This is a genomic window from Psychrobacter sp. GW64-MNA-CIBAN-0177 (genome assembly GCF_040309585.1).
GTDB lineage: Bacteria > Pseudomonadota > Gammaproteobacteria > Pseudomonadales > Moraxellaceae > Psychrobacter > Psychrobacter okhotskensis.
The window spans coordinates 1-13,621 of sequence record NZ_JBEOOY010000037.1 but is presented as its reverse complement, the minus strand read 5'-3'; the positions used below and the strand labels follow the sequence as shown (position 1 = coordinate 13,621).

General features: G+C 39.3%; 12 protein-coding genes and 1 pseudogene. 11 read left to right on the top strand and 2 right to left on the bottom strand.

Annotated elements, in window-relative coordinates; all coding sequences use genetic code 11:
- Positions 1-472 precede the first annotated feature (472 nt).
- From AAEY79_RS13715 to AAEY79_RS13705, 3 genes are all read left to right on the top strand, one after another.
- Complete coding sequence (locus AAEY79_RS13715) at positions 473-2,173, top strand: phosphoethanolamine transferase (protein ID WP_025651490.1); 1,701 nt, start codon at positions 473-475, stop codon at positions 2,171-2,173.
- Positions 2,174-2,217: 44 nt separating this feature from the next.
- A complete protein-coding gene (locus AAEY79_RS13710; RefSeq protein WP_025651489.1) occupies positions 2,218-2,904 on the top strand; it encodes a response regulator transcription factor in 687 nt (228 codons plus the stop codon).
- Between the two features lie 98 nt (positions 2,905-3,002).
- Positions 3,003-4,349 carry a HAMP domain-containing sensor histidine kinase gene (locus AAEY79_RS13705; protein ID WP_025651488.1) on the top strand — a complete coding sequence of 449 codons (1,347 nt, stop codon included), beginning with the start codon at positions 3,003-3,005 and terminating at the stop codon, positions 4,347-4,349.
- 56 nt (positions 4,350-4,405) lie between these two features.
- Here AAEY79_RS13705 and AAEY79_RS13700 read toward each other — a convergent pair whose 3' ends face one another.
- Positions 4,406-5,386 carry a CorA family divalent cation transporter gene (locus AAEY79_RS13700; RefSeq protein WP_025651487.1) on the bottom strand — a complete coding sequence of 327 codons (981 nt, stop codon included), beginning with the start codon at positions 5,384-5,386 and terminating at the stop codon, positions 4,406-4,408.
- A 274-nt stretch (positions 5,387-5,660) separates the two neighbouring features.
- On the opposite strand from AAEY79_RS13700, the gene AAEY79_RS13695 reads away from it, so the two are divergent.
- The 3 genes from AAEY79_RS13695 (at position 5,661) to AAEY79_RS13685 (ending at position 7,975) form a co-directional block, all read left to right on the top strand.
- Complete coding sequence (locus tag AAEY79_RS13695; RefSeq protein WP_352288760.1) at positions 5,661-6,257, top strand: PepSY domain-containing protein; 597 nt, start codon at positions 5,661-5,663, stop codon at positions 6,255-6,257.
- Positions 6,258-6,689: 432 nt separating this feature from the next.
- Positions 6,690-7,163: a diacylglycerol kinase gene (locus AAEY79_RS13690; protein WP_198334092.1), complete on the top strand. Its 474-nt coding sequence runs from the start codon at positions 6,690-6,692 to the stop codon at positions 7,161-7,163.
- Between the two features lie 47 nt (positions 7,164-7,210).
- On the top strand, positions 7,211-7,975 hold the full coding sequence (locus tag AAEY79_RS13685) for a PAP2 family lipid A phosphatase (RefSeq protein ID WP_352288756.1): 765 nt from the start codon (positions 7,211-7,213) through the stop codon (positions 7,973-7,975).
- Here AAEY79_RS13685 and AAEY79_RS13680 read toward each other — a convergent pair.
- Positions 7,937-8,482 carry a manganese efflux pump MntP family protein gene (locus tag AAEY79_RS13680; RefSeq protein WP_198334094.1) on the bottom strand — a complete coding sequence of 182 codons (546 nt, stop codon included), beginning with the start codon at positions 8,480-8,482 and terminating at the stop codon, positions 7,937-7,939. The two genes, AAEY79_RS13685 and AAEY79_RS13680, sit on opposite strands and share 39 nt — an antisense overlap.
- 196 nt (positions 8,483-8,678) lie before the next feature.
- Here AAEY79_RS13680 and AAEY79_RS13675 point away from each other — a divergent pair, with 196 nt between their 5' ends.
- From AAEY79_RS13675 to AAEY79_RS13655, 5 genes and pseudogenes are all read left to right on the top strand, one after another.
- Positions 8,679-9,251 carry a PepSY domain-containing protein gene (locus AAEY79_RS13675; RefSeq protein ID WP_352288754.1) on the top strand — a complete coding sequence of 191 codons (573 nt, stop codon included), beginning with the start codon at positions 8,679-8,681 and terminating at the stop codon, positions 9,249-9,251.
- 148 nt (positions 9,252-9,399) lie between these two features.
- A complete protein-coding gene (locus AAEY79_RS13670; protein ID WP_198334096.1) occupies positions 9,400-10,059 on the top strand; it encodes a response regulator in 660 nt (219 codons plus the stop codon).
- Positions 10,052-11,707, top strand: coding sequence for a HAMP domain-containing sensor histidine kinase (locus AAEY79_RS13665; RefSeq protein ID WP_352288751.1), 1,656 nt, complete (start codon positions 10,052-10,054; stop codon positions 11,705-11,707). Before AAEY79_RS13670 ends, AAEY79_RS13665 begins: the two co-directional genes overlap by 8 nt.
- A gap of 128 nt (positions 11,708-11,835) precedes the next feature.
- Positions 11,836-12,099: pseudogene (locus AAEY79_RS13660) on the top strand (hypothetical protein); the annotation flags it as partial.
- A 65-nt stretch (positions 12,100-12,164) separates the two neighbouring features.
- Positions 12,165-13,330 (top strand): IS3 family transposase gene (locus AAEY79_RS13655; RefSeq protein ID WP_201584291.1). Its coding sequence is split into 2 segments (ribosomal slippage): positions 12,165-12,423 and positions 12,423-13,330, totalling 1,167 coding nucleotides; the frame shifts between segments, so codons are not numbered across the junction.
- The last annotated feature ends 291 nt before the right edge of the window (positions 13,331-13,621 follow it).

Genomic DNA, 13,621 nt, shown 5'->3' with positions numbered 1-13,621 from the left:
TATGCTATATATAGCGTTAGTAGCCTTCGTTTAAATTGATATTTTACTCAGGTGAGGTTGTTAATATTAGGGTTTGATATGGGGGTTTGATATGGGGGTATGAACAAAATGCCACTTTTATCTTTTTTAGTATTGACTGCTTTGGGTTCTAGTGTTTGGACAACTGTACTGACGCTTGCAGGTTACCACTTCGGCAAAAACTACGAGGTTATAGAGACTGCGTTAGCACCCTATTCAAAGATTTTTTTATCGATTGCTATAGTAATTATAATTAGTTGGTTTATTAGGCGTCGACTAACCAGCTAAAGTAGAGGCAATATGCATCCTTAAGCTTATTATCTAACTATTTATTTTTAAGAATATATTATCTTCTTAAAGCATTACTCAACCCAAATATCTTAACGTCTTCTTAACAGGCCTCTTGTTATCGTAAGGAATCAAACTCCTTACCATCCTGTTGAGAAGCCTAGTTATGTCAACCCCTCAAGCACTTAGCACTGAAATCACCAAAGCTCCTACCAAAAAAAGCTATCTAAACAGCATTTTTAATCATGAAATTAATCTTAACTATCTGATTATTATCGTTGCGCTCTATTTAGTCACTACTGCAAATTTTGGTTTTTTCGCGCAAGTGCTTAGCATTTACCCTTTTGGTAATAACGTTGGCTTCATAGTTTCTATCACAGGCTTATTGTTCGGCTTAATGTGGCTACTCATCCAATTATTTTGCTATCGTCCTATTGCTAAACCAGTGCTCATCGCTATGGTAATGATAGCGGCCGTATGTGGCTATTTTACTGACGCTTATGGCACTATTTTCGATACTAATATGCTGATCAATAGTATACAAACCGATCAACGTGAAGCGATGGGGTTGATGTCGCTAAGTTTTTTTACAAGAGTCTTTATACTAGGCATTATACCCGCAGTTATTATTGCTAAAATCCGCATAAAAAGAGTACCTATACGTCGAGCGCTATGGCAAAAAGCGTTAACCTTAACCTCATCTATCGCCTTAATAGCTGTCTGCCTACTGTCTTTTGGCGATCAATACGCCACCTTTTTCCGTCAGCATAAGATAGTCCGCAGTTACGCAAACCCTATTACTCCTATCTACTCGGTTATCAAATTAGGTACCGATTATGTTGAGAAACTTCGTCGTCCTGATACATTGACCCTGCATGCGACAGATGCCAAACGTATAACTCCTACTGCTGGAACTAACGCAGCAAAGCCTAAACTCATGGTATTTGTCGTTGGTGAAACAGTACGTGCTGATCATATCGGTCTTAATGGCTATGAGCGCGACACTATGCCTCTGCTGACTAGCCAACCAGATGTCTATAGCTTTAAAAATGCCACCTCATGTGGCACCTCTACTGCTTACTCCGTTCCCTGTATGTTTAGCTACTCTAATCGAGAGAGTTATGACAATAATATGGCAGACTATAATGAGAACGTATTAGACACACTAAATAAGCAAGGCGTCAATGTTATTTGGCGCGACAATAATTCGAGCTCTAAAGGGGTCGCGGATCGAGTAACTTTTGAAGATTATAAGACGGCTGATGTCAATCCAAATTGTGATGAGGAGTGTCGTGATATCGGTATGCTTGACGGTTTTGATACTTTAGTTAAGTCAGATACAGGAGTAACAGCAGACGGCTCTGCTAAAGACACCCTTATTTTATTGCATCAAATGGGTAATCATGGTCCTGCTTACTACAAACGTTATCCTAAGGAGTTTGAAGAGTACAAACCAGTATGCATGACGAACGAGCTTGCTAAATGCGATGATCAATCCGTCATCAATGCTTATGACAATGCTATTCGTTATACAGATTATTTCTTAAATAACGTGATTAATACGCTCAAAAAGTATGAGCAGGACTATGATGTGGTAATGGTATATATTAGCGATCATGGCGAAAGTTTAGGCGAGAATAATATTTACTTGCATGGCATGCCCTACGCTATCGCACCTGATGCGCAAAAGCAGGTGCCTGTCATCATTTGGTCGCCTACTAGCAATAATATTGATAAAAGTAGTCTCATTAGTACGATTGATCAGCCCGTGTCACATGACTTTATTACGCCAACTTTACTTAACTTTTTTGGTATTACTACCGATGAGGTAGCAGCAGCGCCAACCTTCTTTAAATCTACCCATTAAGACCTTTATCATAAGCCCTGCTAGCATTTATGCACGAGACCACTATGTACAAGATACTCATCATCGAAGACAATCCCGATATCGTCGCCAATATTTATGCCTTTTTTGAACCAAAAGGTTTTGAGCTGGACAACGCTCATAATGGCATTAGCGGCTTAACACTCGCTGCAAATAATCGCTATGACGTTATTTTATTAGATGTCATGCTGCCGGGTATGGACGGCACCAAGCTATGTAAAAAACTGAGAGAAGAGCTACATAATAAAACCCCTGTATTGATGCTGACGGCTCGTGATACGATTTTGGATAAAGTCGCAGGCTTCGATAGTGGCGCTGATGATTATCTGGTCAAGCCTTTTTCACTTATTGAGTTGGAATCACGGATTAAAGCGCTTATCCGTCGACACCAAGATGAGCATTTTGAGCACAGCTTAGCTGTCGGACCATTATCCTTAAATGCTAATGAGCACACGATTAGACGAGAAGGTACATCACTAAAACTGACACCAACAGGGTTTAAAATTTTAGAAACATTAATGAATGCGTCGCCACGAGTCGTCAGTAAAAGTGAGCTTGAGGAAAAGGTATGGGGTGAGGATATTCCAAGTAGCGATGCGCTACGGACTCATATGCATAGTGTGCGCGTACAAGTCGACAAGCCATTTGCCAGACCTATGATAATGACGATGCCTGGAGTGGGTTATCAAATTGTTGATCCCGATAAAGTGTAGAATATCTTAGTACGATTTACAGACTCAATCTGATTAAGAGTCGTCCTAGTTATACCTCCTATCCTCTTTCTACTACCTTATACTATGAAGTAAATGCCATGTTCAGCCTCGACTCTATCGCTAATAAATTTCGACTGTCATATTTTTTATTTGCCATATTACTTTGCGCTGCTTTCGTCAGTATTTTTATGTACGCTGAGACAAGGATGGAGCAAGAGTTGGTCAAAGCTCGCTTACTGCAACAGCTAGAGCTTAGTCAAGAAAAGGATGGCGATCAGCCTGTCTACACTGCAGATCCGGGCATAAAAATTTATCGCTATAATCATGCACCTGATAATTTAAAAGCTTTGGCAACCGAGACAGTGCAAGAGATGCCCGTAACCGTGCCCACCAAAGATGGCAATGTTAGAACTAATCTACATTTCTTCATCTATCAGCAAAATAAACAACGCTATGTTTTAACCTATTTAGAAGACACTGAGATGGTAATGGGGAACTACCCTGTCCTTGCCATTTTTGAACACCTAGAAGACATCTTTGCCAATGCCTTAAGAGTTGCCGTTATTTTAAGCTTACTAATTGCCGCAATATTTTCTCAGCTATCCTCTAGGCAAATTACTAAACCTTTATTAGACTTAAAAAAAGCAGTAGAAACCGATCATCAAAACTTAACCGAATTGACCCATTTGCCCTCCGAGGTTGGCGTATTAGCACGCGCTATTGATGAGAAGAATCATAAGTTTGAGCAGTATCTCAAACGTGAGCAGCTATTTACTGGAGATGTTAGCCACGAGCTGCGCACGCCTTTGACGATTATTATGGGTGCATCAGAAGTACTGGCTTCTCAATTAGAAGGCGATAGCCGTTTGAGCGAGTTTACTAATCGTATTAGTACTACAGCTAAAGAGACCTCTGAGATTATCAGCGCGTTATTACTACTCTCGCGTGCTCCTGAAAAACTGGACGCTCCGCAAACCTCTATCAATAGCATTGCTAACAATGAAGTGGAACGCTTAAAGTATTTGCTACGGTATAAGACTGTGACTTATGCAGTAGTCGCTGAACAAGAGTATTTTGCCTACGTACGACCTGAATTACTAAAAATGGCACTAGGCAACTTAATAAAGAATGCCTTTCAATACACGGATGAGGGTGAGGTAGTTATTATTATTGACGATAAAAAAATCACCGTTACCGATACTGGCTTGGGTATTCCTGAAGCGATGATGCCTCTACTCTATGAAAGGTTTGAGCGTTTAGAGCAAAAGAAAAATGATGGGCAATTAACTGATAAGTTCTCGTCAAAAGATTATACGAGCTATAAGGTTGATGGCACAGGGTTAGGTCTAAGTATTGTTCAGCGCATCATGACGCATATGGGCTGGCAACTTACCCATCAAGCTAATGCTGCAGGCGGTAGTACGTTTAGTATTTATTATAAATAAATTCTACTAATAAACAATCTTTAAAAGCCTAAGACATTACAAGTTAGCAGTACAGTTTAAAACCATTTCTTACTTTTAAAATACACAACGATGGCCACAGTCAATGTTACCATCACACCCCACAAGGCAAAGTAACCCTCATTCCATTTTAACTCAGGCATATAGTCAAAATTCATACCGTAAACGCCTACCAAAAATGTTAATGGTATAAATACCACTGACACTAAGGTCAAGGTACGTATGATTTCATTCAAACGATGGCCCTGAATTGAGAATATCAGATTGGTTTTACTATCAAGCTCAAACAACTCAAAATCAATTTCATCAATCAAATTGTTGGCTTGCTCTTTAAGTTCGGTGAAATACTTACTATCCATAGGAATAATATTAATCGTTTCCAGCTTTACAATGGTATTGCGAAGGCTCAGCGTCGCTTTCTTAAAGTTCAACATGCGACGTTTTTGCTCCTCAACCTTTTTAGTAAAATAAGGCGTTGGATTAATATTGGTCACCTTTATCGAGTCACCGTCAGCATTCAGTAATTTCTCAAACGTCTCTTCATAGTTTGCTATCAATGACTCAATCAACAGAAAAAGCAAATAATCTACTTTTTTGCTTCGAACTTGTCCTTTGCCTTCGCTTAAGCGATCACGAATCCACTGAAAATGATTATTATGATTCTCTTGCAAACTCCATAACATATTTGACGATACAACGAAAATCAATTGTTTATTATCTAGATTTTTGTCATCAGTTTTTAATACTTTTAGAGCGATAAACAGGACATTATCGAGTTCGATAACCTTATTGGCATGCTCATCATCTTGCAATAATTTAATTAAAAAATCATCAAACTGGTTCTGGATGACAACTTGCTCCATCTCATCTAACTCTCTCAATCCATAAGTATTGAGCCAAAAAACTTCGTCGCCGTGAGGCTCAAAGTTCAAAATTAAGATATCTTCGCAAGGTACTTTTGATACTGTTGAAGGTGAATAAGCGATAAGCGTCGTATTTCGTAAGAATTCGTCTGACATCCTTTTTCCTCCTATAGAAACTCCTTTAATCAAAACTTAGCAAGCCTAGTATCTAAGCCAGACATTAGATCTGTTAAACATTTAGTAGTCTTTTAAATAATGATTTAACTCAGAAAATTAAGCAATATTTATTATATCTACTCGCTAATCAAACTCTTATTTTCCGCTAAGTTTCCCCTATGTCGTCTCTCGTATTATAGATTCATACCCACAAGGTAGCTGGCAAAACCACTAATGGTGTGTCAGAAATTGATTAATACAAAGGATGACTCTTATGAAAAACTTATCAACGCTAACCAAATCAGCACTCATCGCCCTTACTATTGCAGGCGTAGGTGCAACCGCTATCGCCGCACCTGCTGCCAATACCAAAGCCGTAACTGGATCAAGTGAAGCTGTCAGCGCTATGCAAAGTAAGATCAGCTTAACGCAAGCAATCGATATAGCTAAACAGAATGCTAAAGGTGATCTAATCAGCGCAGAATTCGATTATGACGACGATGATGATAATGGCAAGGGTGCTGTAACGGGCGAGTATGAAGTTGAGTTTGTATTAAACGGTACGGCTTACGAGGTCAAGATTGACGCCAATACTGGCAAAGTTATTGAGACTGAGCAAGAAAAACTAGATAAAGAAGACATGGCTGAATATAGCGCTATGAAGCAAGCCAAAGTTACGCTAACTAGTGCTATGCAAAAAGCCACTCAAAGCGTAAATGGTAAAGTCATCGGTGTTGAGTTCGAGCTTGAAAAAGGTCAAGCTTTGTACGATATCGAAGTTGTCAAAGACAATCAGATATATGACGTGAGTATAGACGCCAATACTGGCAAAGTTCTAAGCAGCCAAGTTGACATGGAGGATGATGGTTAAAAAGTAAGCAAAGCTAAATACTAACTCTTCATTAATGGGATGCAGTAGCCAATACCTTGATAAACAAGGTGTCAGCTATTGCTTTTTTGTATATATTGAATTTTGATATTAATATTGCCCTTTTCAAATAATTTTATAAATATTTTTTATCTTAACGCTTTCTTAACAGCTCCAAGCACATACTGATACCCAAGTGCTAACCAGTGCCCTCCTACACTGGGATCATTACAACAATAAATATATCGGTGATTGCACTTTTTCTTATTTTCACTGTAACTTTAATAATCAGCAGTAGCCAATACCTTAATCAAACTCGGTATTCGCTACTGCTTTTTATTATATGAAATTCACCTTAACGCGATCTTAACATGCACTGTAATATCATTAAGACCTGCCAGCTATTCTAATCTTAATAAATACTAAGCTATCGATATGAATAATTCCAAGACTACTGCTCCAAGCCACGAACATACAAATCTTGATTACAAAAATCAACCTGTATCTGATGATACTTTTGTAGCGGATAGTTTTGCAAATGAGGTTAAAGGTAAAAAAGGGTTAGCCCGTATTGTAAAAGCTACGGGGTATTCTATAGATGGTTTTAAAGCGGCTTATAAATTTGAAGCAGCCTTTAGACAAGTTATCTGGCTCAATCTCTTATTGTTCATGGTCATTATATTTATGCCTTTTAACGTCACTGTCAAAATGGTGCTTGTGATTGCTTCGTTCTTATCCATCATTGTGGAGCTTATTAATACGGGTATTGAAGCGAGCGTCGATCATACTTCAACGGATCATCATCCCTTCGCTAAAATAGCAAAAGATGTCGGCTCTGCTGCGCAGTTTTTAGCATTATTACTGTTGTTCGTTTTGTGGTGCATGGCGTTATCAAATCTTTTATTTTAAAAGTGCTTAGATTTTTCTCAATTTAATACATTAAGTAAGGTAAGCTCATGATTTTAGAAGATAACTCATCTAACTGGATATGGCTTAAGCTTTTTTGCTTAACGATTATTGCCACTCTAACCTTTGAGCATAGCCAATTTGATATTCGTATTAGTGAGTTTTTCTATAATAATAGTCAGTGGCTTATACAAAAAGGCGCTCAGCCTTACGCTTTTATTTTTTATGATGGTCCTAAAGCATTATTAATCTTATCGGCGATCTATTTATTAGCCGTATTAATTGTCAAATATAGACGTCCTGCAAATAAACCCTTTATCGTCAATAATAGTAAGTTCAATAAATTTATTGTGACCTTATCCGTTCGTGAGATAAGTTACTTACTTATTGTTCTTACTGTAGTGCCTTCTACTATCGCGCTATTAAAAAGCGTTACTCATGTGAGCTGTCCTAATCATCTAACGTTTTTTGGCGGGGATCTACCTTATCTTAATCTATGGCAAAGCATGCTTACTAAAACTGATGCAAAATGTTTTCCAGCAGCTCATGCCAGCGCAGGATTTTCTTTGTATGGCTTAGCATTTTTACCTACTCTTTATAAGTATCGCTATCGAATATTTGAATTGGTGACTGCCTTAGGCTGGACAATGGGCCTATATAAAATGATGTTTGGTGATCATTTTTTTAGTCATACCTTAGTATCGATGTTGGTGTCTTTGACTGTAGCTTGTGCGCTGGCCAGCGTGTTTTTTAAGAGAACAGAGCATAATCATGCTTCAAATAACCATCTTCACACCAATCGCTATCAGCACTAAACCGCCCAGAGCTTCTGCCCAACTGCCGAGCCATGTTCCTGACTGGCGTCCTATATAAGCCCCTAAAACACTTAAAATAGCGGTCGTCAATGCGATGATTAAACAGGCAGCATAAGCATTAACTACCAACAGGTTTAACGTAAAGCCTGCTGCCATCGCATCGAGACTAGTCGCTATAGCCAATGACAGCAAGGTTTTATGACTTATATTGATCCGAGTATCGTCATTAACCGAACACGATTCATAAAGCATCTTAATCCCAAGAGCCACTAGTATGATAAAAGCGATCCAAGCAGCCCATTCCGCAAACCAACCGAGCATAGTAGAGCCAAGCGCATAACCAATTAGCGGCATCACCCCCTGAGCAACACCGAAGTATAATCCAATGAGTAACGCCATCTTTATAAACTGCGACTTACCATCGCTTCTATGTGTCGAGCCAAGACCGATTGCAGCCGCAAACGCATCCGCAGCGAGTGCTAACGCCAATAATAGTATCTCAAACATAATAAAACATTACTCTTTATAAGGGTTATCGAATGAGCAACAGCATTATAGCTCAAAAATATGAGTAGCTAACTGAACGCTTATTCTACGCTAAGCTTCTCCTATGTCTTATTTTGTATGATGGACTCATATCGACACCTCTGACATTTTCATTAACAAATCGTCAGTCATGAATTTCACGTACGGAGTAAATACGATGAAAAAACTATCAACCTTAACCAAATCCCTGCTTATTGCCGCGAGCGTTCTAGGTATTGGTACGCTCGCTGTTGCCTCAGGCCAAATACCTGCTATTTCAGGCGCAAAGACGAGTGATGCAGTCGCAATAGCGAAGAGTAAAATCAGTCTAGAGCAAGCCGTCGCTATTGCACAAAAAAATATAACAGGTGATCTAGTAAGCGCTGAATTTGACCAAAATGATTATATGGCAGGTGGCGAGTATGAAATCGAGCTTATCAATAATGGAGTGGAGCATGAAGTAAAAGTTGATGCCAGTAGCGGTAAAGTTCTAAAATCTAAGCAGGAAAAAATGGATCAAGATGACTTAGCAGAATATAACGCTATGAGGCAAGCACAGATAACCCTAACCCAAGCCATGCAAAAAGCAACGCAAAGTGTTGGTGGCAAAATTACTGAAGCAGAGTTTGATTTTGATAACGGTATACCCGCTTACGAGATTGAAATAGCTAATGGGATGGACATACACAAACTGGTAATCGATGGCATGAATGGGCAGGTTATCAGCAGTCAGTTAGACGATGATAATTAATATTTTAAAACTTGGTTGAATATAGCTTAACAACGGCTCTACTCTGTACACTAGTATCGATTAGAGCTTTTTAGTTTAAAGACACTATAAAAGTGTCACTATAGATAAATATTTTTTAATCCTAATAGCCACACAATAAGGATATCTTATGCGAGTATTGGTAGTCGAAGATGACTTGATGATTGGCGAGAGTCTGAGTGAGGCTTTGCAAGATGAAGCTTATACGGTTGATTGGGTTAAAGACGGTCGTCAAGCCATACTGACATTAAGGGTGCAACCTTACGACATCATCTTATTAGACTTAGGTCTACCAGAGGTTGATGGTATGGGCGTGTTGACCGCTATTCGCGACGCCAAGATTGAAACACCGGTGTTGATACTCACCGCGCGTGATCAATTAAAAGACAGAATCGCAGGATTAGACTCAGGGGCTGATGATTATGTCGTCAAGCCTTTCGAGTTAGCAGAGGTTTTTGCACGCATGAGAGTGCTTATTCGCCGTGCACAAGGCAAGGCTGACAATCAAGTGACGGTTGGTAATCTCAGTCTAGATACCGCGCACAAACGGGTCATGATGGATGGTAGCCCTATCGATTTAACCGCAAAGGAGTACATGCTCATCACTACCTTTATGTTGTCACCTGAAAAAGTCATGTCCAAAAATGAGCTTGAGGATTCGTTATATGGCTGGGGCGGCGAAGTTGAAAGTAACGCCATTGAGTTTTTGATTCATAGTTTACGCAAAAAGGTCGGACAAGATAGAATCAAGAATGTCCGTGGCCTTGGATGGTATATCAGCAATGCCTAAATTCCGTAACCTCTTTAACTCATTACAGTTCCAACTTATATTTTGGTCTGTTGTGTCATTATTGCTACTAGCAATAGTGGCGGGTGGTTATGGATTTTGGTACAGCTATAACGAGATAAACGACTTTCAAGATGACAATTTAAAAAATACTGCCGCACTATTAGAGCAGTCGCTTAATATTAGTGGTTTAAATAGTAATACAGCTCATTTAGACAATGAAGAACATGCCAGCAGCAACATTCACTTTGATACCGATGATGATGATGGTGCTATCACCGTTGATATAGTCATACTCTCCGCCTCACTTAATAGCAGGGTACAAGATTATCAGAACGATCCAAGCGATGACGAACATGATTACTCAGCGCCTATACCGATAGCTTTAGTAAATAGCATTCCACAAGGAATAAGCGATCAAAACATTGACGGTCATTCTTGGCGAACCTATAGAAATGATGTCAAGATTGAGTCTTTAGATACTGATGAAGAAGTGGCTCTAATTTTGCGCCAACAGACAGATTTACAGGATGATTTAGCCAAAGCTAGTGCCTTACAGTCTTTTTTACCCCTTATTATCGGTATAGCATTATTACTGCTTTTACTGCCTTTTATCATGTGGCGCATGATGAAACCTGTGCGTCAATTGCATTATGAGATAAGCGCACGTAATGAGAATGACCTAAGTCCTTTATCGATTGGTAAACTGCCCTCTGAATTGCTGCCACTAGCCGAATCGTTAAATAGATTATTGGCTATAGTCAAAATCAGTATTGAACGTCAGCAACGCTTTATCGCTGATGCTGCCCATGAACTGCGCTCGCCGCTGACTGCCATCTCATTACAATTACAACGATTACAGCGTATTAGTAATGATAACGTTATGTCGGAAGGCCTCGATAAACTGGCTATTCGCTTGAGGCGTAATCAAAGTTTGGTTGAGCAATTATTAACGCTCGCTCGTGCTGGTAATATCAATACCGAGCTTGGTACCGAGACAACAGCAACCAATGTTAAATCTATTATCGAACAAGTCATAGGGTTACTCATTCCTATTGCTGATAATAAGAACATCGAACTAACTGTCGACTTACAGTCAAGTAGCAAAGTAAAGATAGATGAGACATCATTATTAATGCTCATAAAAAACCTGATTCAAAACGCTATTATTTATACGCTAGATAATGGTCAAGTCATGGTTAAACTCTATCAACTTGAGCAAAACTCAGGCAGTTTGGATAAATCGGCTTTAAATGCTCAATATAATTTTGGCTCACATGTGATTCAATCTGGGAAATTAAATGATATATCCAAGACGCTAGATAACAAATTAGTATTACAGATCATAGATTCAGGCGCAGGCATTGACCCTAGTGATTATGAGAAAGCTTTTGAACCCTTTATACGGCTTAATCAAGTGATTAGTGCAGCTGATCAATTTAGCGACAGTAAACTTAACAATAGTATAAGCGCTTCAAGATCAGATAGCGCAAGTAAGCAATCACAGGAAATAGAAGGTACAGGACTTGGGCTCTCTATTGTTAAATCAATCTGTGAGCAGGCAGGTATCGATGTCTTTATGAAGGACTCTAATTCTGAGATTTTAAACTTACATGATAATCGAGGACTTTGTATAACTTTGATCTTTTAAACTCATACATAGAAATTTTAATAGATCTAAATAGTTGCATCTTCACACTTTCTTAACATCTCTATTGATAATTTAGTGACATCTACAACGTAACATTAAATTTGTTTACTAATAGAGTGAATCTAACCATGAATACAACCTTAAACAATCAATACTCACCCACTGCTTCTAGTAACGATCCAGTGCTAAACGCTTTGTCCAAAGTTCCGGAAGTTACCCTTCTTTTTTAGATAATTAAAATCGCAGCTACTACGCTTGGTGAGACTGCGGGTGATGCTTTATCAATGTCATTAAATCTAGGATACATTGTCAGTACTGGCATTTTCGCTATTATATTTGCTATAGCAGTCGCTACCCAGATTAAAGCCAACTCATTTAATAAATGGTTGTATTGAGCTATGCTGAAGAAACCGTAGAGATAAACTTGGTAAACTAAGCACAATAACCGGAGTTTATCATGACCAATAAAATAAGAACCTACAGTACAGAATTCAAAGCCGAAGCCGTTAAGAAGATAGCAGACAATAATGGCAATATCTCAGCCACAGCAAAGCAGCTCGGCATAGCCATGCAAACTTTATCCAACTGGTACAATAAAGCCAATCAAGGCAAGCTTGCAGGGACTGAACATTACGATCCACAGCTTATGGTCATTATAGAAGAGAACAAGCGCCTAAAACGCCAGCTCAAAGTAGCGGAGGAGGAGCGCGAGATACTAAAAAAGGCCACAGCGTACTTTGCAAAGCACAGCTAGTGAAGTACGCCTTTATTGAAGATAATCAGCAGCTTTTTAGTATCACTCGCATGTGCCGTGTGTTACATGTAAAGCCATCAAGCTACTATGACTGGCTAAGCCGTGGTCTCAGCGACCAGCAGATACATAGAAACCAGTCTGAGCTACTGGTTAGAGCCGCTCACAGTGAAACTCGTGAGCGTTACGGCGTCGAGCGTCTACATGCGCATCTGAGTGAGCAAGGGCATGATATCAGCACTTATATGGTGAGACGCATCAAAGAAGAGCACGGCATCAAATGCCTGCGTCATAAGCGCTTCAAAGTGACAACCGACTCTGATCACAACAAACTTGTCTATGACAATGTGCTCAATCAGCAGTTTGATGCCAAGCGTCCTAATGAATCTTGGGTCAGTGACATTACTTATATCTGGACAAATGAGGGCTGGCTGTACTTAGCTGGAGTGAAAGATTTATACACCAAAGAGTTAGTCGGTTATGCTATCAATAAACGCATGACAGCAGATTTAGTATGCCGTGCGCTCAACATGGCCATTAAGAACAAAAGACCAAGCCAAGGACTGATTGTTCATTCTGATAGAGGTAGTCAGTACTGTAGCCACGCGTATCACAAGATTATCAAGCAACAGCAGTTTAAAGGGTCAATGAGTGCTAAAGGTAATTGCTTCGACAACGCGCCAATAGAAAGCTTCTGGGGCACATTAAAGAATGAGCTGGTATATCACCAAGACTATAAAACAAGGTTTGCAGCCATCAGTGATATCATTGGATATATCGAGCTGTACTACAACCAAACAAGGATTCAAAAGGGCTTGGGCTATAAATCGCCAAGACAGGTGTGGTTTGACTTCTATCGTCAGGCTGCGTAATTAAAATCTCCCAAGTTTGGTTCTACGGATTTGACGGCAGGGGTCATCTCTTTAATTGATAGCGAACTTTGCTAGGTGTAATGCCTGAAAATCCCTTAGGGTTTTTACTAAAGATTTGAATAAGAGGTTGGCGAGAGTTTAAAATATCATCTATGGGAAACTGCTCAGAGGGATATATAACATTATGCAGTGAAGCAAATTCTTTTATATATTCAATACCCCACTCTCAACTTGAAATAAGCAAATCAAACTGAAGAGGCGGATTACCAAGTTTTTTGTTGAGTACAAAGC

Coding starts and splice junctions, on each gene's coding strand:
- AAEY79_RS13715 (WP_025651490.1), top strand. CDS start 473: ATGTCAACCCCTCAAGCACTTAGCACTGAAATCACCAAAGCTCCTACC.
- AAEY79_RS13665 (WP_352288751.1), top strand. CDS start 10,052: ATGCCTAAATTCCGTAACCTCTTTAACTCATTACAGTTCCAACTTATA.
- AAEY79_RS13690 (WP_198334092.1), top strand. CDS start 6,690: ATGAATAATTCCAAGACTACTGCTCCAAGCCACGAACATACAAATCTT.
- AAEY79_RS13675 (WP_352288754.1), top strand. CDS start 8,679: ATGAAAAAACTATCAACCTTAACCAAATCCCTGCTTATTGCCGCGAGC.
- AAEY79_RS13705 (WP_025651488.1), top strand. CDS start 3,003: ATGTTCAGCCTCGACTCTATCGCTAATAAATTTCGACTGTCATATTTT.
- AAEY79_RS13695 (WP_352288760.1), top strand. CDS start 5,661: ATGAAAAACTTATCAACGCTAACCAAATCAGCACTCATCGCCCTTACT.
- AAEY79_RS13685 (WP_352288756.1), top strand. CDS start 7,211: ATGATTTTAGAAGATAACTCATCTAACTGGATATGGCTTAAGCTTTTT.
- AAEY79_RS13670 (WP_198334096.1), top strand. CDS start 9,400: ATGCGAGTATTGGTAGTCGAAGATGACTTGATGATTGGCGAGAGTCTG.
- AAEY79_RS13700 (WP_025651487.1), bottom strand. CDS start 5,386: ATGTCAGACGAATTCTTACGAAATACGACGCTTATCGCTTATTCACCT.
- AAEY79_RS13710 (WP_025651489.1), top strand. CDS start 2,218: ATGTACAAGATACTCATCATCGAAGACAATCCCGATATCGTCGCCAAT.
- AAEY79_RS13680 (WP_198334094.1), bottom strand. CDS start 8,482: ATGTTTGAGATACTATTATTGGCGTTAGCACTCGCTGCGGATGCGTTT.